Genomic DNA, 23,442 nt, shown 5'->3' with positions numbered 1-23,442 from the left:
TTGTGATTTTTTACAAATTTAGTGAAGTTATTTTCTATGATTAACTATATTTGATATTTTAAAGAATAAATTAACAAAAGTTTTTTTTTCGTGATTAATTTTATAAAACCGCCCCTTAATGTATAATAAAATCAAATTTGTTTTTGCCTTTTTTTTTATCACTTTAACTACTTTCGCACAGGAAGGAATACCCGTTTATTCAGATTATCTATCGGATAATTATTATTTAATTTTTCCTTCTATGGCTGGTGCATCCAATTGCCATAAACTTAGGCTTACTGCAAGAAAACAATGGTTTGATCAAACTGATGCACCTGCTCTCCAAACATTAAGTTACAATGGTAGGGTTGGTGATAAATCTGGAGTTGGTGCTATTGTTTTTAATGATGTTAATGGGTATCATTCCCAATTTGGTTTCAAAGCAACTTATGCACATCATCTTATGTTTTCAAGGGATGAAGTAGATTTAAATCAATTATCCTTTGGTATAAATGTAGGTGTAAATCAAAGTCAATTGGATGAAACTGATTTTCAAAATTCAGGAGATTATGATCCACTCCTTGGAAATGTTGTTCAGCAAGCTTCTTATTTTAATTTAGATATAGGAGCATCTTATAATTATCTTGATTTTAGTTTTAATGCAGTGGTAAAGAATGTTTTAGAGACAAGACAGACTATTTATAGTGAATATGAAAGTGATAATTTGCGTAAGTTTATTGTTAGCGGTGGTTATGTTTTTGGTAATGCCGACAAAATATTATGGGAGCCTTCTTTACTGTATCAATATGTGGATAAAACAAAGGAAAGCGCATTGGATATGAACTTGAAAGCCTATAAGAAACTAGAAATGGGGCAATTATGGGGAGGTCTATCTTACAGAAGAAGTTTTGATGGAGCCGAATACATTAGCGGAAGCGGAACAAACAGTCAAAAATTGCAGTATATTACTCCAGTTCTAGGTTTAAATTATAAAAATTTCATGTTTGCCTATACATATACTCATCTATTGGGTGATATTCAATATGATAATGCAGGATTTCATCAGCTTACACTAGGTATTAACTTTTTATGCAAACCTGAAAAATACGATTGTAATTGTCCTGCTATTAATTAAAAAGTTATAAAAGAAAATGATAATTAAGCCTGTAAACGGAAAATCACCTGTTATTCCTGAAGATTGTTATGTAGCTGATAATGCAACTATTGTGGGTGATGTAACTTTTGGTTCTCAATGTAGTGTCTGGTTTAATACAGTGATTCGCGGTGATGTACATTATATTAAAATTGGAAATAAAGTAAATATTCAAGATGGAGCAGTTGTTCATTGTACCTATCAAAAACATCCAACAATAATTGGTAATAATGTTTCCATAGGACATAATGCAATAGTACATGGTTGTACGATCCATGATAATGTATTAATCGGAATGGGGGCAATCGTTATGGATAATTGTATAGTCGAAAGTAATTCTATTGTTGCTGCAGGCGCAGTAATCACTCAAAATACTGTTGTTGAGTCAGGTTCTATCTGGGCTGGTGTTCCAGCTAAGAAAGTTAAAGATATAGATCAATCAAATTTTGCTGGTGAGATAGAACGTATTTCAAATAATTATGTAATGTATTCAAGCTGGTTTAAAGAAGAGTAATTTTTTGTTTAATTTATAGAAATTATTTGACAATAAATAAGTGTTTTTGGAATACAATTTTTTTAACAATAAGAATCAATTAAACCCAAAATCTGGATTAGAAAATTATCATATCTAAATTGTTCTACACAACGAAGAACGTGCTCCTATTTTCAAAATCGAAAGTCAAAAGTATTAGTTCATTGGTTGCTATTTATTTTGGTATTCACTAATAAACTTCGTTTTCCTCAAAAATAGTCCGTTAGTTTTACTTTTAATGAATAATTTAGCTTCGTTGCTAAGTCTATTGCGGATTCTGATTTAAATATTTATCTTTTCAAAAAAAACGTTTTTATAACTTTCACTAATTGGAATTCTTTTATCTGCAATTAAAACTTTGTTTTTTTGGATGGATTTGATGTGCTTTATGTTGATGATATAAGAACGATGTATTCTTGAAAATCCTTTAGAGGACAATAAGTTTTCAAGCTTTATTAAGCTGATTAGTGTTAGAATGTATTTATTATCAGTAGTGTAAATTTTGACATAATCTTTTAAACCTTCGATAAATAGAATGTCTTTAAAATTTATTTTGACATTTTCATATTCTGCTCGTACAAAAATAAAATCTTGTTCGATTTCTGGAGGATTTGCATTTTGATTTGTTGCGGATATACTCTTTGGTGTATTAATTTGTTGGGCTCTTAAAACGGATTTTAAAAATCGATTAAATGGAATTGGTTTTACCAAGTAGTCAACTGCGCCTAGATTGAAACCTTCCACAGCATAATCGGAATAGGCTGTTGTGAAAATAATTAACGGTTTGTTTTCGATTGCATTGATAAAATCAATTCCTGAGAAATGAGGCATTTCTATATCTAAAAAGATTAGATCAATTTGAGATTGATTGATTATGGAAATGGCATCAATTGCATTGGTAAAGGTAGTGACTAGTTCTAGAGAATCAATTCGTCCTACGAATTCTACCAATAATTCTACTGCTAAAGGTTCGTCATCTATAATAACACACTTCATTTTTTTTAGTTTTTAAGAATTGATTTAAAAAGAGTTGTTGGATTCTAATTGTATTTTATCCAATTGTAAAATTAAATTTACCGTATACAATGAATCTGTTGTTGTTAGTTTTAATGTATGCGCATTTGGATAAAGTAAAAGTAGCCTATTTTTGATATTTGTTAAACCAATTCCAGAATTTACCGGATCTTTTTTAGTGTTCTCTATTTTGTTTTGTACCCAAAAGTCTAAAATATTTTCCGTGATAGTTATCTTAATTTTTACAAATGTAGCGCCTTTATAATCAGTTCCATATTTAAAAGCATTCTCTATAAATGAAATTAATAACATTGGTTCAATAAACTTATTTTTGGTATCACCATGAATGTTTATTGTTAAGTTTTCTATGTTATTTAGCCTCAGTTTTTGTAACTCTATATAATTTTTGATGTAGCTAATTTCTTTTTCTAATAAAACAGTCTTGTTGTCCGTTTCATATAGCATATATCGCATCATTTCGGATAATGTTACAATTGCATCTGGTACTAAATCTGATTTTTTATGGGCAAGGGAATAAATACTATTTAATGAATTGAAGAGAAAGTGTGGATTTGTCTGCTTTCTTAAATAGTTCAACTCAGCTGTTGTCCTCTGACTATCAGATATTAATTTGTTTTGTTGGTCGTTATAAAATTCAGATAGGGTTTTAATAATTGTACTAATGGCAACTATTAAAAGGTAAAAAAAGGAAGGGATTATTTTAAAAAAGAGAGGTTGTTCTCTTCTAGGACCAATATGTTGTATTCCATTTTTATTCATTTGAAACTTTTGAAAATTGATGTCCTTTTGGGGTTTCATTTCCAGAAATTCAGTTGATATAAAATGTTGCCTTATAAACATTATAATGATTATGAGTACAAAAATGATACTTATATAATTGACATATTTTTTCTTTAAAAGTAGATTAGGAACTAAATAAAGATAATTTAAATAGAATAGTAAAATACCAGTTAACCATTGAACATAAAAATCACTATTAATATGAAAGGGACTTTCGTAAAACTGAATAAGAGATGTGCTTATAAAAAAACACCATATTATACAATGTATTAAGATCTTATTATAGATATGATTTTTTACGATATCAATATTCATTTATATTTTTATTTTTAATGAGATTAAATCATTTTTTGTGATTGTGGGTGATGAATTTGATTCTAATTTATGTAATACTAAATGGCCTACTGCTAAGGCATCCTTTTCAGTCTGAAAAGATTTCTGTTGACTAACAACGGGTATAATGGTTTGTTTTATTATTATTTTATTGTTGTTTGAAATAGTATAGCCCCAACCATTTATGATTTTTATAGATTCAACTTTAAAATTTTCTTCTTTTTTTAGAAAAACGAAGATAAATGTTCCTGTCAAAAATATAATTAAGTATATGTTAAAAAGAGGATTGAAATTCTTCCGGATTTTTTTCCGGAAGAATTTTGCTTTAGTATTAATTGTCGTCATCATTTTGTTCTTCGGATGGTTTAAATTCCCAGACATCATCAAAATAAGATGTTCCTGATTTTCCTAGCATAACGAAACCTCGTTCGCCTTTGATTGTAATTCCAAGTGCATCAGATCTTCCAGATCCTTCAAGGGATGTTTTTTCTTTCCAAATATCTGTTTTTGGATTGTACTCCCAAATTGTTCTTCCGCTTTCACCACAAGTAATATAACCCAAACTATTAATACTGAAACTTGATGCATTTGCTCTTTTAATTGAATAGGCATCGTGATCAGTTCCATCATCATCTAAATCTCTTTTTCTTGTCCATACATCAGTAATTGGATCAAATGCCCAAAAATCTACTTGATTTACGCCACTGTTTAGTCCTGTTCCTAAATAGGCAATATCGTTTATTACGAATACAGTTGCATTTCTTCTTTTGTTTCCACTAAATCCATTAACTTGAGTCCAAGTATTGTCTGTTGCGTTATATTGGTAAAAATCTTTTAAGTAATTACCATCATAACCAGTCCCAAAAAATGCTTTTCCGCCTACTTGGAATCCTACGGCACCATAACGTGCTGTTCCTGCAAAATCAGTTTTTTTTGTCCAAATATTAGTATCAGGATTGTATTCATAAAAATCTTTTAATTTATTCGTACCATCATATCCCAATCCCACATATCCATTTCCGTTTAATTCGAATCCTGATCCTGAGCTCCTTGCTATACCGATAAAATCTGCTTTTTGTTCCCAATAATCCCCTGCTGAATTGTATGCCCATAAGTCATTTAGGTATTCATCTCCCGTATAACCAGTAGTAACATAAGCAAAAGACCCTATTACAAAACTGGTAGCACTTGAACGGGCAGGTCCATCAAAGGCTGATTTTTTAATCCAATTTCCTAATTTTTCTTCTGTATCATCGTCACTACAGCTTATTGAAAATAGGCTAATTAGCAAAGTACTAAGTATTATTCCTTTTTTAAAATGTTTCATATGTCTAAAATTTATTTATTTGTGATGATGTTAATTTTCTCGTTTATTTTATATTTATCAGTAAATTTTATTGGGACAGTTTTTAAATTTTGTATTTTATACTAATCGAAAAGAGGCTACCGTTTTTCTGTTTCTGATTTATTTCGTATGTTTTATTATTATCTGAAAATTTGAATTCTTTATTCGTCGAATACCCTCCTTTGGCTGTAATTATCCAAGATTTATCCATATTTCTTGCAAATTGTAACGTAGTTTCCATTTGTGAAAAGCCTACTTTAGAAACGGTGTTTAGGTCATCATTAATTATGTATTCATCAAGATTATAACTACAGCCATTAAAATCATTATTTATGCTAAATTTATTTCGTATCGAATTCGAAAAGCTGAATGATGATTTTGGGAAACCCAATTTTATATAGACATGCTCATTGAATTGGTGATTATATGTAAAAGTGGGTAGCCAATCCACTGTTCCAAAAAGTGTTGTTCTTTTTATTCCAAAATCAACACTGCTATTTTTATTAATATTATAATTGATTTCAATACTTCCTAAAAGCATGACATCTGAAAAAGTTATATGATTTTCAAAATTAAGTGTTGGCTGAATGCCAAATGTCAATCTTGTTTTATCGTTTAACTGTTTTGAAAATTCAAAATTATTTTCATAAGTATTGAAATGTGTACTGCTGTAATTTGTAGCATAATCCTTTAGTAAATAATCTTTTAATTCATCTGTAATGGTTGTGCTTTTGTAACTAAATATATTCGTCAGTTTTATTTTTGTATCTGTTGTTTTAAAAAGAGTTAGACCAATTTCTGTTTGTTTAATAGTTCCTTTATTAATAGGTTCAGTTTGCAAATTCCAATCAAGGGCACATCCTTTTTGTGCATTGATACCAATAAATGGTATTAAAATCAAAAGCTTAGTAAAGTTGTTTATTCTCATTTTTTTAATATTGGTTCAAAAGTAAATGGGTTGTTACCGAATAAAAAAGAATATATATACATGCCTTCATTCTATAGACAAATAGCCGATAATAAAGGATAAACAACGAAATAAAGATGGATTTGGAGTTGTAGAGTAATTATGAGTTTTTATAGATATAATATTCCTGATGGTATATGTTATTAGGATAGCTTTGATCGTGGCTTTTATATTTGTTCAAAAAAATAAATATGTACAAGTTTTTGTTTTTCATGTTTTTGAGTATTCTAATGGTTTCTTGTGATTCCGATGTTGATGCGGGTAAGTTTGTGGTAGGTTCGGATTATTTATCGATAAAAAACAAAGTGATTTCCATAGACACCATGACGGTTACTCTTTCAACAATCAGGTTAGATTCTTTAGTCACCTCGAGTGAAAGTAGAATTTTAGTTGGTAATTATGATGATCCTCTTTTTGGGACTATAAAAGCGGATAGTTATTTCCAAGTATTAACTAGCTCATTTAATCTTTACAGTCAAAATTCAGATACGGATGCTACAGGTTATGTTTTTGATTCTATTGCTATGATTATGCGTTATGATGATTATTATTATGCTGATACGACAAAAGTTCAAACTTTAAATATCCATAGGGTCTTACAAAAGTTTAAGCCCAATAAAGAAGACAATAGTTTTTATAATAATTCAGTTTTGAATTATGATAATTCAATTTTAGGCAGTATAACTTACAAACCAAAACCAATTGGTAAGGATAGTATAAATATTAAATTAGATAATAATTTTGGTTTAGAGTTATTTAATAAATTTAAAAACAATGAGATTTCAGATGAAAGTGATTTAACTGAATATTTAAAAGGTTTTATGATTACTTCTTCGAATAGTTCATCATCAAGTGTAATTGGTTTTAATATGTCTAGTACTTTACGACTTTATTATTCCAAAGTTAAAGGTGATACTGAAGAGTCTTACAGAAAAGACTTCATGCCTTCTAATACAGCAAAGCAATTTAATGTTATATCCTCAAATAGGGATGGTACACTTATAAAAGATTTGCCTTCGTCTAATGAGAGTTTGCCTAGTGTTTATTCCGGAAATAAAGGATTTGTACAATCAGGAACGGGTTTAGTTTGTAGAATTAATTTTCCAAATGTAAAGCAATTGAGATATTTGGCTGAAAAAGGCGCAATAGTGGATGCTAAGTTATTATTGAAACCAGTAAAATATTCATATTCAGAGCTGTTTCCTTTGCCTCAAACTTTGGGTGTCTATTTAGTAGATAATATGAATCGAATAAAGAGTAAGCTTACAAATGCAAATAATGAGACCGTGACAGCTTCCTTGAACATGTCTGATAATGAATTTAGGGATGATGTTCAATACGAAATACTGTTGGGTTCTTATTTGCAGAAAGAAATGTTAAAAGAATCAGATAAAAAAAGTGGATTGTTAATTACGATGCCAATTTTGTCTAAAGTGGTCGATAGAGTTGTATTAGGGGATCAAAATAATAAGGAGAATAAATTAAAATTACAAATCTATTATATTACCTATTAAATGAAAAAATCTATTTTTTTTATAGTTGTTGCGTCTTTTAATTATTGTCTTTCTTTTTCTCAAAGTATTGCAACTTCTCCTTATTCATTGTATGGCTTAGGGAGTTTGTATGATTCTAATTTTGGAATAATTCCTGCTCTCGGTACGACAGGAATCGCTTTGTCTTCGGAAAATTTTATTAATAATAAAAATGCTGCATCTCTTGTTGATATTCCAGCGAATAATTTCTTTTTTGAAGTAGGAGGAACAGGAATTCAAACTTCTTTTGAAGACAATTCTAGAAAGGAAAGCCGAAATAATTCTCAGTTTTCCCATTTTGCATTTGCTTTTCCAATAAATAATAAATCTGCATTTAGTGTTGCAATGATGCCCTACTCAAGTTCTTCTTTTAAGATTTCAGAATTAAAAATTCCAATTATTGACGGAGCTGATGCCTATTATTATTTGGATGTGGTTGGTACAGGAGGACTAAACAATTTTGATTTTTCATATGCATATAAATTAAGTAAAAAATGGTCTTTAGGGTTTTCTGCTTCTGTTCTTTTTGGCAATACCACTGATAAAAGAACCTTTACTATTAATAATTCTAATACAACAATCGAAAAGGAAATTAGTTATAAAGGTATTCGGCCAATAGTAAGTTCACAATTTAAAATAAATCCATTATTGACTTTTGGTTTAAATGTTAAAGCACCATCTCGAGTAAATGCGACAAATAAACAATCGGTTACTGTTGTTAGCGGTTCCGGTGAAAGTAATTTGGAAACAGATAAATTAATCGATACAGATGATTTTTATTTGCCAATGGAAATTGGAGTTGGTTTCAATAAAGTATTTAAAAACAAACTAAATGTCTCTTTTGATTATGAAAAGAAATTTTGGGATTCCACTAATCAATCCGATATGTATGGTTATTTTTCAAACCAAGAAAAATTTTCAATGGGATTGTCATATATTAAAGCTAAAACTTCAAGAAATTATTTGGATAGAATAAAATTCGCAACAGGTTTAAATTATGATACTGGCTATTTGGAGGTGGATAGTAAAAAAATTCAAGATAAAAGTTTTTCTATAGGCGCTTCCTTGCCGTTGGATCATTTGTCTTCTTCTTTGTTTATTTCATATACTTATGGTCAAAAAGGGAGAATTACTGATCCGTTAATTAAGGAAAATTATCATAAGTTGAGTTTGAATCTTAATCTAGATGGCATTTGGTTTGTTAGGAATAAATTAGAATAATTTAAAAATCCCTTTTTTCAACTTTAAATTTGTTTTCTAAAATTTCATTTAACACTTTCGGATTAGTATTGGTGTAAAAAATAGGCTCACTACTTTTTGCGTTTGAAAGACCTACTACGTCCCTAAGTATGTTTTTGGTTTGTCTCGCTACAGCTTCACCAGAATCGATAATTTGAATATGTGCTGGGAGGATTTTTTTTATTTGAGGGATCAAATAGGGATAATGACTACATCCCAAAACTAGATAGTCGATATTGGCTTCAATCATGGGGTTAAGATAAGACTGAAGTAATTGCGTCATTTCTGGTGAATTTATTTCTCCATTTTCTATTAGTTGAACTAATCCATGGCCTATCTGCTCTATGATTTTGGTGTCTTGGTATTTCTCAGTTGTTTTGTGGAATAGTTCGCTATTTAAGGTTCCTTTGGTGGCAAGGATGCCAATTGTTTGAGTTTTAGAATGGGTAACGGCGGGTTTAATGGCGGGCTCTATACCAATAAAAGGAATGGTATGCTTAGCTCTTAATTCTTGAATGGCATTGGTAGTAGCTGTATTACAAGCAACTACTATTAGTTTGCATCCCATTTGGATTAGCAAGTCAGTGTTTTTTATACTTAATGCGATGATTTCTTCCTTGGTTTTTTGTCCATAGGGTGCATTTTTACTGTCGGCTAAATATATGGTTTTTTCGTTTGGTAATAAATCATGGATGGCTTTCCAGATGGAGGTTCCTCCAATTCCTGAGTCAAAAATACCAATTGGTTTGTCGTTTGTCATGATATTAATAAATAAGCAATAGTTAAATATACTACATTTTATGGTGTAAAAAAAAACTGCTCAATCCAATATTTTGGATGAGCAGTTTATGATTTATTGTATTTTAATTAAAATCCTAAATCTTTTTTTACATCAGCTGTAATGTTTGTGCCATCAGCTAATAATAAAGTAGAACCGTCAAGTACATATTGGAAACCCTTAGCTTTACCAACTTTTTGGATAGAAGCTCTTACTTTTTCCATAATTGGTTTTACAATTTCTGATTCTTTAGCTTGTAATTCTTTTTGAGCATTATCTCTAAAGTCAGTAATTCTTTTTTGCATATCTTGAACTTCTTTAGAACGTTCTTGATTTACAGTTTCGCCAACAGTTGCAGATTCAGCTTCGTATTTTTTTAATTTAGTTTGGTATTCTTCCACCATTTTTTTGTAATCAGCATCATAAGTACCGCTCAATTTTTCAAGTTGTTTTTGAGCATCAAGCATAGCTGGTAATTTTGTCATGATTTCACTTACATCAACATGAGCTACCTTAGTTTGAGCATTTGAAATTTGAGTTGCACCAAAAAATAGTGTCGCTGCAATTAATAAAGTTTTGAATTGTTTCATCGTTTTAAAAAATTAAATAATTAGAATTTGTTTAGTTGTTTTCTTTTGTATTTGTTTCTGAAGCTTTTTTTGCGGCTTCTCTTTCTTGAAGTTCTTTTATTCTTTTTTCTTCGGCAGCTTTTTTCGTAGCTTCTCTTGCTTCAAGTATTTTTTTTCTTTTTTCTTCTAAAGCTTTTTTGCGTTCTTCTTGTACATTTGGTTTAGCGGTTTCTGTTATTGATTTTTCAGATTGACCAGCCGCATTTGTTGTTGTCGCGTTTTCTGTTGTAGTTGTTTTTGTTTCTACTACAGTTGTACCTTTCTTTTTAGCTTCTCTTTCAGCGAGTAAAGCTTTTCTTTTTTCTTCGTATTGTTTTTTAGCTTCCTCTTGTGCTAACTTTTTATCAGCGACTAATTTTTCTCTAGCAGCTTTTTTATCTAATAACACTTTTTCTCTTTCTGCTAAAACAGGATTATCGTCTATTTCGTTTTCTAAGTTTTCTTTCGCTTCTAATTCTTTTTGCTGTTTCTTAGTTAATTGCTCTCTTTTTTCTGTACGATTTAATACCCTTATGACTTGATCGCTTATGTCAAATCTTTTGGCAGCAAACAGTATGGTTAGATGTGATGATTTATCAAAAATAAAATCATACTTTCTAGCTTCAGCTATATCTTGTACAGCAGTAAAAACTTGATCTTGAATAGGCTTTATTAAACCTGCTTTTTGGATTATTAAATCTCCATTTGCGCCAAATCTTTTTTGTTGATAATCTAATTTTTCAGTCTCAAGAAATTTAATTTCTGATTCTCTTTCTTCAATTAATTCAGCTGTTAATAATGGTTTTTCCGCTTTTAAAGCATCTTTTAATTTGTTTATTTCTATTTTTTTGGTTTCAATTTCTTGTTTCCATTTTTGAGCTTTTTGTTCTAACTGGGCTTTGGCTTCAATATAGTCTGGAACATTTTGTAAAATGTATTCCATATCAATATAACCCACTTTGTTTCCTTTGGTCTGAGCTAGATTTGTTGTAGCTACAAAAAGCGATAAAATTATAAATAAAAATTCTTTTCTCATAATTTTTAATTTTAGAAATTTTACACCAAAGTTATTTAAAATTGTTGACCAATTATAAAATGCGTTTGCCATCCACTTGGTTTGATTGCTCCAGGTACAGCATCGAAGCCATAACCAAAATCAATACCCAATAATCCAAATGCAGGCATGAATACTCTTAAACCAACACCTGATGAACGAGCCAGATTAAATGGTTGGTAGCTTGATAATGATTCATAGGATTGGCCTGCTTCTGCAAATGCTAGTGCATAAATAGAAGCTGATGCTTTTAATGTTATTGGATAACGTAATTCTAATGAGAATTTATTATATATAGTAGCACCATATGCATCTCCGTTTGAATTTGCAGGAGTTAATGCTCCGTTTTCATAACCTCTTAGCTGTATGTTTTGTCTTCCGTCTATAGAACTTCCAGCCATACCGTCTCCACCTAAATAATATCTTTCAAATGGAATAACTCCTCGATCCTGATTGTATGCACCTAAGAATCCAAATTGCATTAAGGTACGTAAAACTAATTTTTTGTATAAAGAAGTAAACCAATCTCCAGTTACTTGAACTTTATAATATTCTAACCATTTGTATTTTTCTTGATCTACTTTTGCAGGATCTGCAACTGCATCTTGGTATTTGTCTACTTTGTTAGAGGTATAGGATGAACTTGGTAATTTGTCTAGATAATCACCTGCATTTACAACTCTGTCATTATTGTCAACATAAGAGGTACCGGTATATTTGTATTTGTATTTTTCTTGATCCCCTAACTTAGCATAATCAATTCCATTAAATACAGAATACGGAAGTGTAAATTCACCTGTAACTCCAAATTCTGCTCCATAAGTTGGGAAAATAGGGTTAAAACCTTTACTGTTTCTAGTTAGACCTACTGTATAGGATAAGTTTCTTGAAGTACCATTTGCAAATGTAAACATTCCATAAAGATAATTATGCAAGTCATACTGTTGGTAACTAATAGACTGTGAAAGTGTGAAAAAATCATCTGGCACAGTTAGTCTTTTTGCCATACCTACTGACAAAGAGGTGATATTAATGTATTTTGATTTGTCTACTCTTTGTGTTTGATAGTTGGAACTGTATTGTTGGCTAAAAGCAAATGAGCTACTAAATTGTACTGGTCTTTTTCCTCCAAACCAAGGTTCAGAAAAAGATAAACTATACGTTTTATAATAGGAACTTGCTTGTAAACGTAATGCTACTTTTTGACCATCTCCCATTGGAAGTGGATGATAAGCGTCTTTGTTGAATAAGTTTCTTGCTGAAAAGTTATTAAATGATAGGCCTAAGGTTCCAACAAAACCTCCGCCTCCATATCCTCCTTGAAGTTCGATTTGGCTTGCTCCTTTTTCAACAACATTGTATTCGATATCTACTGTTCCGGCACCAGAATCAACATTTTTGAATTTAGGTTCAATTTTTTCAGGATCAAAAAATCCCAATTGACCTATCTCTCTAATGGTTCTAACTAATTCAGCTTTGTTGTATTTGTCTCCTGGACGAGTTCTTAATTCTCTATAAATAACTTCATCATTAGTTTTGTCATTACCTACAACAGTAATTTTATTGAAATAGGCAATAGGCCCTTCAGTAACTCTAATTTCAAAATCAATTTTATTATCAGTTGTTTTTGTTTCTACCGCATTAATATTTGAAAATAAATATCCGTTGTTTTGATATAAATTTGTAATATCTTCTCCATCTGGTTTTGATTTATCTGCAATTCTTTCTTGAAGTAATACGCCATTGTATACATCACCAGGGCGGATACCCAGCATGCTACTCAATCCTTCATCTGAATAAACCGTGTTACCAATAAATTTGATGTTTCCAAAATAGTATTTAATACCTTCCTCTACTTTAATTTTTATATAAATACCCTTTTTCTCTTCATTATATGCAATTGAATCACTTATAATACGGGCATCGCGGTATCCTATTTTTTTATAATCACTGACTATTTTTTCTAAATCTTCTTGGTATTTTTCTTCTATATATTTAGATCGTTTTAAAATGTTAATAGGGTTTCGCTGTTTGGTGTTCTTCATCGAACTAAGTAACTTTTTAGTAGCAATCTCTTTGTTTCCTTCAATGTCGATTTTATAAATTTTCACTTTATTACCCATGTCTACTTTTACAAGCATGTTAACTTCGTTGCTTTTTAAAGTGTCTTTTGTGGTAGTAATATGAACTTTTGTATTGAAAAAACCGTCTTTTTTGTATTTTTTTTCTATATAGTTTTTTGTTGTGGTAATCAAGTTTTCCGTTACAATTTTACCGTTTGTCAAACCATTATCTTTAATGAAAGATTCGGTTTTGCTTTTGGATACACCAACAAATTTTACCTGATTTATTTTTGGTAATTCTTTAATGTTTAAGTCTAGATAAATGCTATCGTTTTCAATACGATTTACATAAAATGAAATTTCATCAAAAAGGCCTAGTTTTCCTAGTTTTTTTATAGAACTACTGATTTGTTCACCAGGGATGGTAATTTCTTGTCCTTTTTCAAGTCCAGCAAATGTGACTACTGTTTGTGGATTGAAACTAATATCACCAACTACGCTGACATCAGCTAAAATGTATTTTTTACCTTGGTCAAATGGGACTCTGTCTTGGGCTTTGATTTGAGTAAATGTTCCTAATAATAAAAAGGTAAGGACTAGTTTTAAGCTTTTATGTAACACTAAAAATTTATTTAATTTGTTCACTTGTTTTTCCAAATCGACGTTCTCTTTTTTGATAGCTAATGATGGCCTCATGTAAATCTTTTTCTTTAAAATCTGGCCAAAGTACATCCGTAAAATATAATTCGGCATAAGCTATTTGCCACAACAGAAAATTACTTATTCTATGTTCACCACTTGTTCTTATTAATAAATCAACATCTGGTAGATTGTGCGTGTAAAGATGCTCATTTATAATTGAATCGTCAATAGCGTCTATTGAAATTATATTATTTTTAACTTTATCGCTGATTATTTTTACAACATTTACTAATTCTTCTCTAGATCCATAGCTTAATGCCAGAGTTAATGTCATTTTCGTATTTTCTTTTGTCTTATCAATGACTTCTGCTAATTGCTTTTGGGCATTTTTTGGTAACTTATCAATGTTTCCTATTGCATTCATTTTGATATTGCCTTCCTGCATTGTTTTGAGTTCTTTTTTCAATGAATTAATCAAAACTCGCATTAGTGTGTCTACTTCAAGTTTGGGTCTGTTCCAGTTTTCTGTAGAAAAAGCATAAAGGGTTAAATACTGTACTCCTAAATCTAAACATTCCTGAATAATTTTTTTTACAGATTTTGATCCACTCTCATGTCCTAGTGTTCTTAGGAATCCTTGTTGTTTAGCCCAACGACCATTCCCGTCCATAATTATGGCGAGGTGGGATGGTATATTTTTAGTGTTTATTTTTTCTTTTAACATCGTGTTTATTCTGCACAGTAACATGGTTTTTCTCCAAAAGTATACGTCAAAGTTACTCCTGAAAATACATACCAATCATTATTATTTAAATTGCCAAATTTATACATATTGCTATCACTTGGATTGCTTCCGTCAATATTATCAGTAAAAGAATATCGAATGCCTACCTCTAGTCCTAAAACAAAATTTCTTGAAAAATTAGTTTTAACACCTAATGTCATTGGTATTGCAATGGAGTTTTTGATATTGTTTTTTTTAGTTTCACCAGAAATCAAATATAATTCGTCATAGAAAAAGTAACTTATTCCGCTATATACATATGGCGTGAACTTTGGGCTTTCTTGATGTAAATTAAAGTCAAAAAAATTAAACTCTAATCCAGCAGAAAGTTCTTTTATGTTATTAACAAAACTGTATTTTCTGTTTTTTCTTCCTATTTCTGAGGATTCTTTGTCATCTCCTGAAATTTGTGATTGTGTATAGGAGAATCGGTAGGAGTGTCTTGGACTTTTATTCCATTTATATAAAATTCCAAAAGCTGGTTCGTTTGGTGCAATATAGGTTGTTGAACCAATGTCTCCTATGTAATTGCTGCCACCAAGGAAAACACCAATTTCATGAATTTGAGCATGAATAGATGTTAAGGATAAAAAGCATAAAATTGGAATGAAAATTTTACTCATAAATTTAAAATTGCCTGCAAATATAATAATTATCAATAGTATTCAATACCTAACATAAGAATAGTATCTTTTTTTAGACCAGTATCCTTTTTTTATCTACAACACTTATGATAGAAACGATGAAATATGTGGTAATCGTATATTTTATTTAATTCCTTCTGTCTTCTCCCCAAAGTAATTTTGTTCTCAATGTTTTTAAGAATGTTTCTTCGGGAATTTCTACCATGTTTATTTTAAAATTTGTTTTTTTTATGGTAAGTATAGATTCGTTAGCTACACTTGTTATTCTTGAATCTAAGGAAACCAAGTATTTTTCTTCTCTACCAGATACTTTTAAACGTATTTCGTTAATGTCTGGTACAACAAGTGGTCTTGCATTCAAATTATGTGGAGCAATAGGAGTGATGACTAAGCTTTTTACATCAGGTGTTAATATTGGACCTCCACAACTTAGTGAATAACCAGTAGATCCTGTAGGTGTTGCAATTATTAGACCATCTGCCCAATATGAATTTAAAAACTCATCATTCAAGTAAGTGTCAATTGTAATCATCGAGGTTGTTTCTTTTCTACTTACGGAAATCTCATTCATTGCAAAATTTAGTCCATCAATGTCTTTATTTTCTGGATAACAAGTTAGGCTTAGTAAAGTTCTTTTTGAAATTTTATATTTTTTGTCAATCACAAATTGCATAAATTCAGCTATGTTTTCCTTTTGAACAGTTGCTAAGAAACCGAGTCTACCAGCATTTATTCCTAAAATTGGGACTCCAGAATTGCGAACAAGAGTCACAGCTCTTAAAATAGTTCCATCACCACCAATACTAATCAACATGTCAAAACTTGAATCCAATTCACTATGTGATGAAAAGGTTTTATATTCTTTTTTGATAATTTGTTTTTCATATAACATATTCAAGAAATCGGATTCAATAACCATTTCAACATTGTTATTATTGAAAAACACAAAAATGTCTTTTATGATTGGTTCTGTGCTTACTAAATAATATTGGCCGTAAATAGCTACTTTCATTTATTTCTTTTTAAGTGTTTGTTCTGCTTTGTTTTTTGTTGGTTTTATTGAAAATTTCAAATAATTATATGTTTAAATATTTGTCTAAATAATCAGAACGTTCTTTTAAATTATTGATGTAATTGTCTTCGTTATGTTCTGAAATGATGTCATAATTATACCTTCTAAAGGTTTGAATGATTTCATTTAAAGAGCCAACACTTATTTTTAGGGTAACCTCAATCGTGTTTATGTCTGAATTTGAAATAAACAAGCCTAAAAGTTTTCCATTGTTACTTTCGACAATTTGAGTTATTTGACTCATGGAGTAATCGATAGTATTTTTACTTACTATTAAAATTGCTCCTTGTTCTTTCAAAAAAGGAGTTTCATGAAAAAATTTAATGATATCTTCAATTTCATAATAGCCAACATACTTATTATTTTCGTCCAATATTGGAACTAAATTAGTATGGTTTTTAGCAAATACTTCCAAAACATCTAACCAAATCATTGTAGTTCTGGCAAAAAAATGTTCGAGTACATATTTGTAATCAGTTACTTTTTTGTCGCTATCAAAAGTTTCTATATCATCAGCAGCGATACTTCCGATAAAAATACTTTCTTCTACTACAGGGAAATGGGAATAGGTCAACTCGTCAAAAAAAGATTGAACAGTTCCAATGGTTTCGTTGGCATCAATGGCCTTGTAGTCGTTTGTAATATAGTTTTTAATATCAGTCATAAAATGGATCCTCAATAATCGATGCAAAATAATCAAAATTATACAAATTCTGCTAGGTTTTACTTTGTATTTTTGTCCAATCATATATTATAAATATCTATTAATACTTGTTTTCATGACAAAACTTAGCGTTAACATAAATAAGATTGCCACTTTGCGTAATGCTCGTGGAGGAAATGTGCCTGATTTATTAAAAGTGGCGACTGATATTCAGCAATTTGGAGGTCAGGGAATAACAATTCATCCACGTCCTGATGAGCGTCATATTCGCTATCAAGATGCAAGAGATTTAAAATCAATTGTGTATACAGAATACAATATTGAAGGGAATCCTGAGCAATCTTTTGTGGATTTGGTTCTCGAAATAAAACCAACTCAAGTGACTTTAGTTCCCGATGCTGTCGATGCCATAACTTCAAATGCGGGTTGGAACACTATTAAACATGCTTCTTTTTTAACAGAAATTGTTCATGAATTTCAACGAAACGGAATACGAACTTCTATTTTTGTGGATCCAGTTCTTGAAATGATAGAAGGAGCAAAAAAAATTGGAACAGAAAGAATTGAATTGTATACCGAGTCTTTTGCACATCAATATAGTTTGGGTAATAAAAAAGGTATTGATCCGTATGTCGTTTCGGCTGTTTTGGCTAATGAATTGGAATTAGGAATTAATGCAGGGCATGATTTGAGTTTGGATAATATTCAGTTTTTCAATCAAAATATTCCTGGATTGTTAGAAGTTTCTATTGGTCATGCCTTAATTTCCGAGGCAATTTATCTTGGATTAGAAAATGTAGTGAATATGTATTTGCATAAATTGAAATGATTTTCTAGTTTTTGATTAACAATGTTGATATAAATATTTAATTTACATATTTTCAATCATAATTAAGACGAGACAATATAAAAAAAATGAAATTTTAAATAGATTTTGAGATTTTAGAATTCAGTTTTAATAAATATGTATTTTAAAATCTATAATCTTCAATCTGAATTAAAAATGCTTTACTCAAAAATAGAAGGTACAGGGAAGCCTTTACTTATACTTCATGGATTTCTAGGAATGTCCGATAATTGGAAATCATTAGGTACTCAATTTGTGGCTGATGGTTTTCAAGTGCACTTATTGGATTTACGTAATCATGGACGTAGTTTTCATTCGGATGATTTTAGTTATGAATTGATGGCTCAAGATGTGTTTGAATATTGTCAGGCAAACGGTTTGGAGTCAATTGTTATTATTGGTCATTCAATGGGGGGGAAAATAGCAATGCTAGTGGCAACTTTATATCCTAATTTAGTTGATAAAATGATAGTGGCAGATATAGGACCAAAATTTTATGCGCCACATCATCAAGATATTTTGGCAGGTTTAAATGCAGTTGATTTTTCAGTAAAACCAAGTCGGAATGCAGTTGAGGAAGTTTTAAAAGTTCATATTCCTGATTTTGGAACACGTCAATTTTTGATGAAAAGTTTATATTGGCAAGAGCCAGGGCAATTAGCCTTTCGATTCAATTTGAAAGTTTTTAATAAAAAAATTGAAGAAATTGGAAAAGCATTGCCAGCTGCTTCAATATTTGAAAAGCCCACTCTTTTTATTCGAGGTGGAAATTCTAACTACATATTAGATAGTGATTTTGATATGATTAAGAACTATTTTCCAGTTTCAGAAATTACGACCATTCCAAATGTTGGACACTGGTTGCATGCCGAAAACCCAAAATTGTTTTATGAATTAGCAAGTGCTTTTTTGAAATAATTTATTTTAGTGTAGAAATTTTATTATATTTATTGAAATTTTAAAAGTGCTACTATGAATTTAATTATAAGAATAATTGTGACAGCAGGGCTAGTTTTTGGGATCGCTCATTTTTTACCTGGAGTCCATGTAGCAGGGCCTTATACTGCTATGTTGGTGGCCGTAGTATTGGGATTGCTTAATATTTTTATAAAACCCATAATGGTATTATTAACATTGCCATTTACAATAGTTACTTTGGGGTTGTTTTTATTGGTGGTTAATGCTTTAATAATAGTGTTGTGTACAAAGATTGTTGGGGGTTTTTATGTGGATACCTTTTGGGTAGCAATGCTTTTTAGTATTATATTGTCTTTGTCTCAATCCATTGTGTATGCTATTATTGGTAAAGATAAATTGGATTAAAATTTGTTTAATGTTTTAGTGAAATTTAAACACTAAGATTTTATTTCACTAACTTTGATATAAATAAGTTGATCTAATTATTTGGATTTATATTTATTGGTGCTAAATCTATTTGGTGTTTAGCAATTTCTATATGTATATTTTGTGTCTTTTCTAAATTGTTATTCTTTTAGATTGTTTTGAAATTTTTTCAGATATTTTTTATCGTATAACGTATTCCAATTGAAATTATGAAAACATTAATAATTGCATTAGTTCTATTCTTTTCTATGGGTTCTGCTGTTTGGGCTCAAACAACACAAAATGCTGTTCAAAAAGAAGTTCAAAAAACGATGTATGCTTGTCCTATGCATTCTAATGAAATAAGTGATAAAAAAGGGAAATGTGGCAAGTGTGGTATGGAATTGGTGGTCACTAAAACAGTTTTGCACAATACTGCTGTAAAAGGAAGTCAAACGTCCTCTGTTAAATCTAAAAAATACATTTGTACTATGGATGGTTCTGTATTAGACGAGCCAGGAAAATGTCCTAAATGCGGTAAGGTTTTGACTGAAAAAAAAATGGATTCAAAAACATTAAAGCATTAAATACTATTTTTTATCGATAGTAAGTTAAAAGGTTTTGTATAATAGATTGCTTTTAACGGTCTAAAAAAAAATAAAAACAAAAATTCTATTTGATTTAGATTTTTATCTAATTTGTTTTGGATAAAATTTGGTTTTAGTTCAAGATATTTTTTGTCTTTTTTAAGCTAATATTGAATTCGGAGTTGAATAAACGCAATCCTTTTTTTGTTTTTATAAGTTTAGTTTTGAGTGATTTTATGCTTTTTTCTACAAATCAGCTGAGTTAAAAATACTGCATTACCTCCTAAAATGAAAGAAAACACTTTTGTATTTTTATTGTTTAAAAAATAAAATTCAATAATTTGATTTTTTTCTTTCATAAATATTTTTAGAAACTATTAATTATTAATGTCTTATAAAATAATTTTTTTTTGATTAAATGGTTTTTAGTCACTAGTATTGTACATCTCAAAAATAGTTTTAATTTTGCAACCGCAATTAAAAGCAAGGCCCGTTCGTCTATCGGTTAGGACGCATGGTTTTCATCCATGTAAGAGCGGTTCGATTCCGCTACGGGCTACACATTATATGTTTTGTTCTTCATGTTGTTTTTGTTAAAAGATCAAATCGATTTTTTTTCAAATTATCTAATATGTTATTTAAAACAAATTCGCTAGCAAAATTTAATAAAGTAAAAATCCCGAAATTATAAATTTCGGGATTTTTTTTTGTATCCTCTTTTTCTTAATTTCGAAAAAAAAATACGGTATGTTGCAACTTTCAGAAATTTGGATTTATCCTGTAAAGTCATTTGGTGGAATCCAATTGCAAAAATCCAAAGTTACAGACCGAGGTTTGGAATTGGATAGACGATGGTTATTGGTGGATGATGATGGGCGTTTTTTGTCACAACGGGAGTATCCTAATTTGGCGCTTTTTAATACTGAGATTGTTGGTGATTTTTTGCGAATTACACACAGATTGAATTTGGAATCAATTGATATTCCACTTCGATCTGTTTTTTTGGAATCCCAGTCTAAAATAAGAGTTACTGTTTGGGATGATTTGATAGATGCTTTTGAAGTAAGTGCAGTGATTACCGATTGGTTTACAAAGCAATTGGGTTTTTCGGCACGATTGGTTTATATGCCAGAAGAGAGTGAGCGAAAATTAGATCCCAAATATGCCATCACGGGAGTCGAAAACAATTCATTTTCTGATGCTTATCCTTTTTTGATTATTGGTCAGGCTTCGTTGGATGATTTGAATTCGAGAATGAAAAATCCAGTTCTGATGAACCGCTTTCGACCGAATTTTGTTTTTACCAATGGTGACGCTTTTGAGGAGGATACTTGGCGTGACTTTAGAATTGGGGATGTTTCTTTTGTAGGAGTGAAGCCTTGTGACCGTTGCGTGATGACAACTGTTGATCAAGAAAAAGGAATCATTTCAGGAAAAGACCCTTTGAAAACATTAGCGAAATACAGAAATTTTGGCAATAAAGTGTTGTTTGGTCAAAATGTGATTGGACTGGGATTGGGGAATGTTTCGGTTGGGGATGAGGTTTCTGTTTTGAGTTTTAATAAATAGTTTGGCACACAGATTTGACGGATTAAACAGATTGTTAAGGTTTTTTTAGTTTAAACATTGTTTTTTGAACCAAATATCTCGTTTAATCGTTGCGAGAGGGATAGACGCTGGCTACCGAAGTAGCGCAAATAGCCCGACCGCATTATAGAAAGAGGCCGAATGAGCGTTTAGTAAAATAGGCCTCTTTTTCTAATGGGGTCTCGCCCAAATGATTTTTGTTGTGGCATAAATTCTCTCCTGATTTCCTTAAATAATCAGCTAAAATTCAAATTCTTAAAATACTTGTTTGGGTTGCAAAAATTTCATAATTTTGCAACCCAATTTTATAATGTAAATTAAAGAAGAAGATGGATATCAAAAGAGTAGCAATAGACGCTGTGAATGAAACGATTGTAATGACAGTTGTTCACATGGATTACAAAGGACAAGTAGCAAAAAGAATAAACGAAAAAATGCCTTTGGCGACTGTAAAAGGGTTTAGAAAAGGTGCTGTGCCAAAAGACCTTGTTGAAAAACAATACGGAAAGGCTATCAAACAAGAAGAAGTTAAGAAAGTTGTTGATTTGGCTTTGGAGCGTTATGTGCAATCAGAAAGATTAAACCTTTTGGGAACTCCACTTCCTAAAGTAAACGAAAACTTCAACTGGGATGATGAAGAGTTGGTTTTTGAGTACGAAATTGGTTTAGTGCCTCATTTTGACTTAGATCTTGAAGCTAAAAATGATATCGTAAAATATATCGTTACTGCCGATGATAAATTAATTGACGGTCAAGTTGCTCGTATCCAAAAACAATTTGGTACTCCAATTCCTCAAGAAGTTGTTGTAGCGGACTCTGATATTACCGGAACTTTCTCTAACGAGGCTGAAGGGATCAATAATGCAACTACAATTGCTTTGGCAATTTTTAAAGATAAAGCGACTGCTGATCAATTCATTGGTAAAAAAGTAGGTGATGTTGTTACTGTAAATACTAAAGGTTTATTTGAAGATGACCACCAATTGATGGATTATTTGAAAGTAGGTCACGACAATGTACACGGTTTGGCTGTAGATGTTGATTTTACTATCGAGGCAATCAATGGAGCTGAATTGGCTGAATTGAATCAAGAATTGTTCGACAAACTTTTTGGCGCTGGAACTGTAGCTTCATTGGAAGATTTGAAAGCAAAAATCAAAGAAGATGCTGAATCTCAATTCGCGCAACAAGCGGATCAAAAATTATTGGCTGATGTTCAAGATTTCTTGATCGAAAATACAAAATTTGATTTGCCATCTGAATTCTTAATTAAATGGTTGCAAACTGTAGGAGAAAAACAATTGACTCCAGAAGAAGCAATCGTGGAATATGCAAGATCTGAAAGAGGATTGCGTTTTCAATTGATTGAAGGAAAAGCAATGGCTACAAGCAATATTCAAATTACTTTTGAAGATTTGAAATCATTTACTACAAATGCAATCAAACAACAAATGGCTCAATTTGGACAAACAAATCCTACTGACGAAGAAGTTCAAGGAATTGTGGCTAGAGTTTTATCGAACCAAGAAGAAGTAAAAAGACTTTCTGATCAAGTGGTTGCGGCTAAATTACTTGAATTATTCAAAGAAAAAGCGAATCCAGCAACTAAAGAAGTAACTTACGATCAATTTATTGCTGCTTCTTACGGAGAATAAAGCCTCTAACCCTCGAAGGGGGAATAAGTTAAAAGGCAATCATATAGGGGAAAGGGATTTTTTCTATATATAATCTAAAGAAAAAAAATGTTATATTTGAGCGTCAAAAGATTTTTGCTTTGGCGCTCTTTTGTTTGAAATGGGTAACGAATATCAATTTGAGATAGTTGATATTTACTTAAAAATTATAATGAGACAGTTTGTCACAAAAAGTAAAAAGGTACGACCTTTGCTTTACC

General features: G+C 30.6%; 23 protein-coding genes and 1 tRNA gene. 11 read left to right on the top strand and 13 right to left on the bottom strand.

Annotation, left to right across the window (positions count from 1 at the left end):
• The first annotated feature begins 118 nt into the window (after positions 1 to 118).
• Together OYT91_RS11020 and OYT91_RS11015 are read left to right on the top strand one after the other, a co-directional pair.
• Positions 119 to 1,114 (top strand): PorP/SprF family type IX secretion system membrane protein, encoded by a 996-nt coding sequence (locus OYT91_RS11020; RefSeq protein WP_281237998.1) that lies wholly within the window; start codon positions 119 to 121, stop codon positions 1,112 to 1,114.
• A gap of 16 nt (positions 1,115 to 1,130) precedes the next feature.
• Complete coding sequence (locus tag OYT91_RS11015; RefSeq protein WP_281237997.1) at positions 1,131 to 1,646, top strand: gamma carbonic anhydrase family protein; 516 nt, start codon at positions 1,131 to 1,133, stop codon at positions 1,644 to 1,646.
• Between the two features lie 300 nt (positions 1,647 to 1,946).
• On the opposite strand, the gene OYT91_RS11010 is transcribed toward OYT91_RS11015, so the two are convergent.
• The 5 genes from OYT91_RS11010 to OYT91_RS10990 all read right to left on the bottom strand — a co-directional run bounded on the left by OYT91_RS11010 (position 1,947) and on the right by OYT91_RS10990 (position 6,085).
• Positions 1,947 to 2,660: a LytR/AlgR family response regulator transcription factor gene (locus OYT91_RS11010; RefSeq protein WP_281237996.1), complete on the bottom strand. Its 714-nt coding sequence runs from the start codon at positions 2,658 to 2,660 to the stop codon at positions 1,947 to 1,949.
• Positions 2,661 to 2,684: 24 nt separating this feature from the next.
• On the bottom strand, positions 2,685 to 3,497 hold the full coding sequence (locus tag OYT91_RS11005; RefSeq protein ID WP_281237995.1) for a sensor histidine kinase: 813 nt from the start codon (positions 3,495 to 3,497) through the stop codon (positions 2,685 to 2,687).
• Positions 3,498 to 3,794: 297 nt separating this feature from the next.
• Positions 3,795 to 4,067, bottom strand: coding sequence for a DUF4907 domain-containing protein (locus OYT91_RS11000; protein WP_269221743.1), 273 nt, complete (start codon positions 4,065 to 4,067; stop codon positions 3,795 to 3,797).
• Positions 4,068 to 4,143: 76 nt separating this feature from the next.
• Positions 4,144 to 5,139, bottom strand: a complete 996-nt coding sequence (locus tag OYT91_RS10995) for a Kelch repeat-containing protein (protein WP_281237994.1) — start codon at positions 5,137 to 5,139, stop codon at positions 4,144 to 4,146.
• A gap of 82 nt (positions 5,140 to 5,221) precedes the next feature.
• On the bottom strand, positions 5,222 to 6,085 hold the full coding sequence (locus tag OYT91_RS10990) for a DUF6268 family outer membrane beta-barrel protein (RefSeq protein WP_281237993.1): 864 nt from the start codon (positions 6,083 to 6,085) through the stop codon (positions 5,222 to 5,224).
• A gap of 230 nt (positions 6,086 to 6,315) precedes the next feature.
• Here OYT91_RS10990 and OYT91_RS10985 point away from each other — a divergent pair, with 230 nt between their 5' ends.
• On the top strand, positions 6,316 to 7,638 hold the full coding sequence (locus OYT91_RS10985; RefSeq protein ID WP_281237992.1) for a DUF4270 family protein: 1,323 nt from the start codon (positions 6,316 to 6,318) through the stop codon (positions 7,636 to 7,638).
• A complete protein-coding gene (gene bamG / locus OYT91_RS10980) occupies positions 7,639 to 8,877 on the top strand; it encodes a BamG family beta-barrel-assembly machinery protein (RefSeq protein ID WP_281237991.1) in 1,239 nt (412 codons plus the stop codon). It abuts the gene before it with no gap.
• A gap of 1 nt (position 8,878) precedes the next feature.
• Here the strand turns inward: bamG and murI are convergent, their stop codons facing one another.
• From murI to OYT91_RS10940, 8 genes are all read right to left on the bottom strand, one after another.
• Complete coding sequence (gene murI, locus OYT91_RS10975; RefSeq protein WP_281237990.1) at positions 8,879 to 9,655, bottom strand: glutamate racemase; 777 nt, start codon at positions 9,653 to 9,655, stop codon at positions 8,879 to 8,881.
• Positions 9,656 to 9,762: 107 nt separating this feature from the next.
• On the bottom strand, positions 9,763 to 10,263 hold the full coding sequence (locus tag OYT91_RS10970) for an OmpH/Skp family outer membrane protein (protein WP_281237989.1): 501 nt from the start codon (positions 10,261 to 10,263) through the stop codon (positions 9,763 to 9,765).
• Between the two features lie 31 nt (positions 10,264 to 10,294).
• Complete coding sequence (locus tag OYT91_RS10965; protein WP_281237988.1) at positions 10,295 to 11,317, bottom strand: OmpH/Skp family outer membrane protein; 1,023 nt, start codon at positions 11,315 to 11,317, stop codon at positions 10,295 to 10,297.
• Positions 11,318 to 11,352: 35 nt separating this feature from the next.
• The gene (gene bamA, locus OYT91_RS10960) at positions 11,353 to 14,094 is read right to left on the bottom strand and encodes an outer membrane protein assembly factor BamA (protein WP_281237987.1); all 2,742 of its coding nucleotides are present in this window, start codon (positions 14,092 to 14,094) and stop codon (positions 11,353 to 11,355) included.
• Positions 14,027 to 14,764: an undecaprenyl pyrophosphate synthase gene (uppS, locus tag OYT91_RS10955; protein WP_269221749.1), complete on the bottom strand. Its 738-nt coding sequence runs from the start codon at positions 14,762 to 14,764 to the stop codon at positions 14,027 to 14,029. Before uppS ends, bamA begins: the two co-directional genes overlap by 68 nt.
• Positions 14,765 to 14,769: 5 nt before the next feature.
• A complete protein-coding gene (gene porG / locus OYT91_RS10950) occupies positions 14,770 to 15,447 on the bottom strand; it encodes a type IX secretion system protein PorG (RefSeq protein ID WP_269221750.1) in 678 nt (225 codons plus the stop codon).
• A 148-nt stretch (positions 15,448 to 15,595) separates the two neighbouring features.
• Positions 15,596 to 16,480 (bottom strand): NAD kinase, encoded by an 885-nt coding sequence (locus tag OYT91_RS10945; RefSeq protein ID WP_281237986.1) that lies wholly within the window; start codon positions 16,478 to 16,480, stop codon positions 15,596 to 15,598.
• A gap of 64 nt (positions 16,481 to 16,544) precedes the next feature.
• Positions 16,545 to 17,204, bottom strand: a complete 660-nt coding sequence (locus tag OYT91_RS10940) for a CBS domain-containing protein (RefSeq protein WP_269221751.1) — start codon at positions 17,202 to 17,204, stop codon at positions 16,545 to 16,547.
• A gap of 115 nt (positions 17,205 to 17,319) precedes the next feature.
• Here OYT91_RS10940 and OYT91_RS10935 point away from each other — a divergent pair, with 115 nt between their 5' ends.
• The 7 genes from OYT91_RS10935 (at position 17,320) to OYT91_RS10905 (ending at position 23,203) form a co-directional block, all read left to right on the top strand.
• Positions 17,320 to 18,033 carry a pyridoxine 5'-phosphate synthase gene (locus OYT91_RS10935; protein ID WP_281237985.1) on the top strand — a complete coding sequence of 238 codons (714 nt, stop codon included), beginning with the start codon at positions 17,320 to 17,322 and terminating at the stop codon, positions 18,031 to 18,033.
• Between the two features lie 174 nt (positions 18,034 to 18,207).
• The gene (locus tag OYT91_RS10930; protein ID WP_281237984.1) at positions 18,208 to 18,969 is read left to right on the top strand and encodes an alpha/beta fold hydrolase; all 762 of its coding nucleotides are present in this window, start codon (positions 18,208 to 18,210) and stop codon (positions 18,967 to 18,969) included.
• Positions 18,970 to 19,023: 54 nt separating this feature from the next.
• Positions 19,024 to 19,374: a phage holin family protein gene (locus OYT91_RS10925; RefSeq protein ID WP_269221752.1), complete on the top strand. Its 351-nt coding sequence runs from the start codon at positions 19,024 to 19,026 to the stop codon at positions 19,372 to 19,374.
• Between the two features lie 230 nt (positions 19,375 to 19,604).
• Complete coding sequence (locus OYT91_RS10920) at positions 19,605 to 19,961, top strand: heavy metal-binding domain-containing protein (protein WP_281237983.1); 357 nt, start codon at positions 19,605 to 19,607, stop codon at positions 19,959 to 19,961.
• A gap of 487 nt (positions 19,962 to 20,448) precedes the next feature.
• Positions 20,449 to 20,520 (top strand) — tRNA-Glu (locus tag OYT91_RS10915).
• 188 nt (positions 20,521 to 20,708) lie between these two features.
• Positions 20,709 to 21,530 (top strand): MOSC domain-containing protein, encoded by an 822-nt coding sequence (locus OYT91_RS10910; protein WP_281237982.1) that lies wholly within the window; start codon positions 20,709 to 20,711, stop codon positions 21,528 to 21,530.
• A gap of 347 nt (positions 21,531 to 21,877) precedes the next feature.
• Complete coding sequence (locus OYT91_RS10905) at positions 21,878 to 23,203, top strand: trigger factor (RefSeq protein ID WP_281237981.1); 1,326 nt, start codon at positions 21,878 to 21,880, stop codon at positions 23,201 to 23,203.
• The last annotated feature ends 239 nt before the right edge of the window (positions 23,204 to 23,442 follow it).

The sequence above is a fragment of the Flavobacterium praedii genome, from assembly GCF_026810365.1.
In the GTDB taxonomy this organism is placed as follows: domain Bacteria; phylum Bacteroidota; class Bacteroidia; order Flavobacteriales; family Flavobacteriaceae; genus Flavobacterium; species Flavobacterium praedii.
The sequence above is the reverse complement of the archived record's forward strand: the minus strand, read 5'-3'. Positions and strand labels throughout refer to the sequence as shown.

Bases quoted from the DNA above. Each gene is read 5' to 3' on its own strand.
- OYT91_RS10935 (WP_281237985.1), top strand. From the start codon at position 17,320: ATGACAAAACTTAGCGTTAACATAAATAAGATTGCCACTTTGCGTAAT.
- OYT91_RS10985 (WP_281237992.1), top strand. From the start codon at position 6,316: ATGTACAAGTTTTTGTTTTTCATGTTTTTGAGTATTCTAATGGTTTCT.
- OYT91_RS10945 (WP_281237986.1), bottom strand. From the start codon at position 16,480: ATGAAAGTAGCTATTTACGGCCAATATTATTTAGTAAGCACAGAACCA.
- OYT91_RS11015 (WP_281237997.1), top strand. From the start codon at position 1,131: ATGATAATTAAGCCTGTAAACGGAAAATCACCTGTTATTCCTGAAGAT.
- OYT91_RS10990 (WP_281237993.1), bottom strand. From the start codon at position 6,085: ATGAGAATAAACAACTTTACTAAGCTTTTGATTTTAATACCATTTATT.
- OYT91_RS11005 (WP_281237995.1), bottom strand. From the start codon at position 3,497: ATGAAACCCCAAAAGGACATCAATTTTCAAAAGTTTCAAATGAATAAA.
- OYT91_RS10995 (WP_281237994.1), bottom strand. From the start codon at position 5,139: ATGAAACATTTTAAAAAAGGAATAATACTTAGTACTTTGCTAATTAGC.
- OYT91_RS10970 (WP_281237989.1), bottom strand. From the start codon at position 10,263: ATGAAACAATTCAAAACTTTATTAATTGCAGCGACACTATTTTTTGGT.
- bamG (WP_281237991.1), top strand. From the start codon at position 7,639: ATGAAAAAATCTATTTTTTTTATAGTTGTTGCGTCTTTTAATTATTGT.
- OYT91_RS10965 (WP_281237988.1), bottom strand. From the start codon at position 11,317: ATGAGAAAAGAATTTTTATTTATAATTTTATCGCTTTTTGTAGCTACA.
- bamA (WP_281237987.1), bottom strand. From the start codon at position 14,094: ATGAGGCCATCATTAGCTATCAAAAAAGAGAACGTCGATTTGGAAAAA.
- OYT91_RS10920 (WP_281237983.1), top strand. From the start codon at position 19,605: ATGAAAACATTAATAATTGCATTAGTTCTATTCTTTTCTATGGGTTCT.
- OYT91_RS10910 (WP_281237982.1), top strand. From the start codon at position 20,709: ATGTTGCAACTTTCAGAAATTTGGATTTATCCTGTAAAGTCATTTGGT.
- uppS (WP_269221749.1), bottom strand. From the start codon at position 14,764: ATGTTAAAAGAAAAAATAAACACTAAAAATATACCATCCCACCTCGCC.
- OYT91_RS10925 (WP_269221752.1), top strand. From the start codon at position 19,024: ATGAATTTAATTATAAGAATAATTGTGACAGCAGGGCTAGTTTTTGGG.
- murI (WP_281237990.1), bottom strand. From the start codon at position 9,655: ATGACAAACGACAAACCAATTGGTATTTTTGACTCAGGAATTGGAGGA.
- OYT91_RS10905 (WP_281237981.1), top strand. From the start codon at position 21,878: ATGGATATCAAAAGAGTAGCAATAGACGCTGTGAATGAAACGATTGTA.
- OYT91_RS11020 (WP_281237998.1), top strand. From the start codon at position 119: ATGTATAATAAAATCAAATTTGTTTTTGCCTTTTTTTTTATCACTTTA.
- OYT91_RS11010 (WP_281237996.1), bottom strand. From the start codon at position 2,660: ATGAAGTGTGTTATTATAGATGACGAACCTTTAGCAGTAGAATTATTG.
- porG (WP_269221750.1), bottom strand. From the start codon at position 15,447: ATGAGTAAAATTTTCATTCCAATTTTATGCTTTTTATCCTTAACATCT.
- OYT91_RS10940 (WP_269221751.1), bottom strand. From the start codon at position 17,204: ATGACTGATATTAAAAACTATATTACAAACGACTACAAGGCCATTGAT.
- OYT91_RS10930 (WP_281237984.1), top strand. From the start codon at position 18,208: ATGCTTTACTCAAAAATAGAAGGTACAGGGAAGCCTTTACTTATACTT.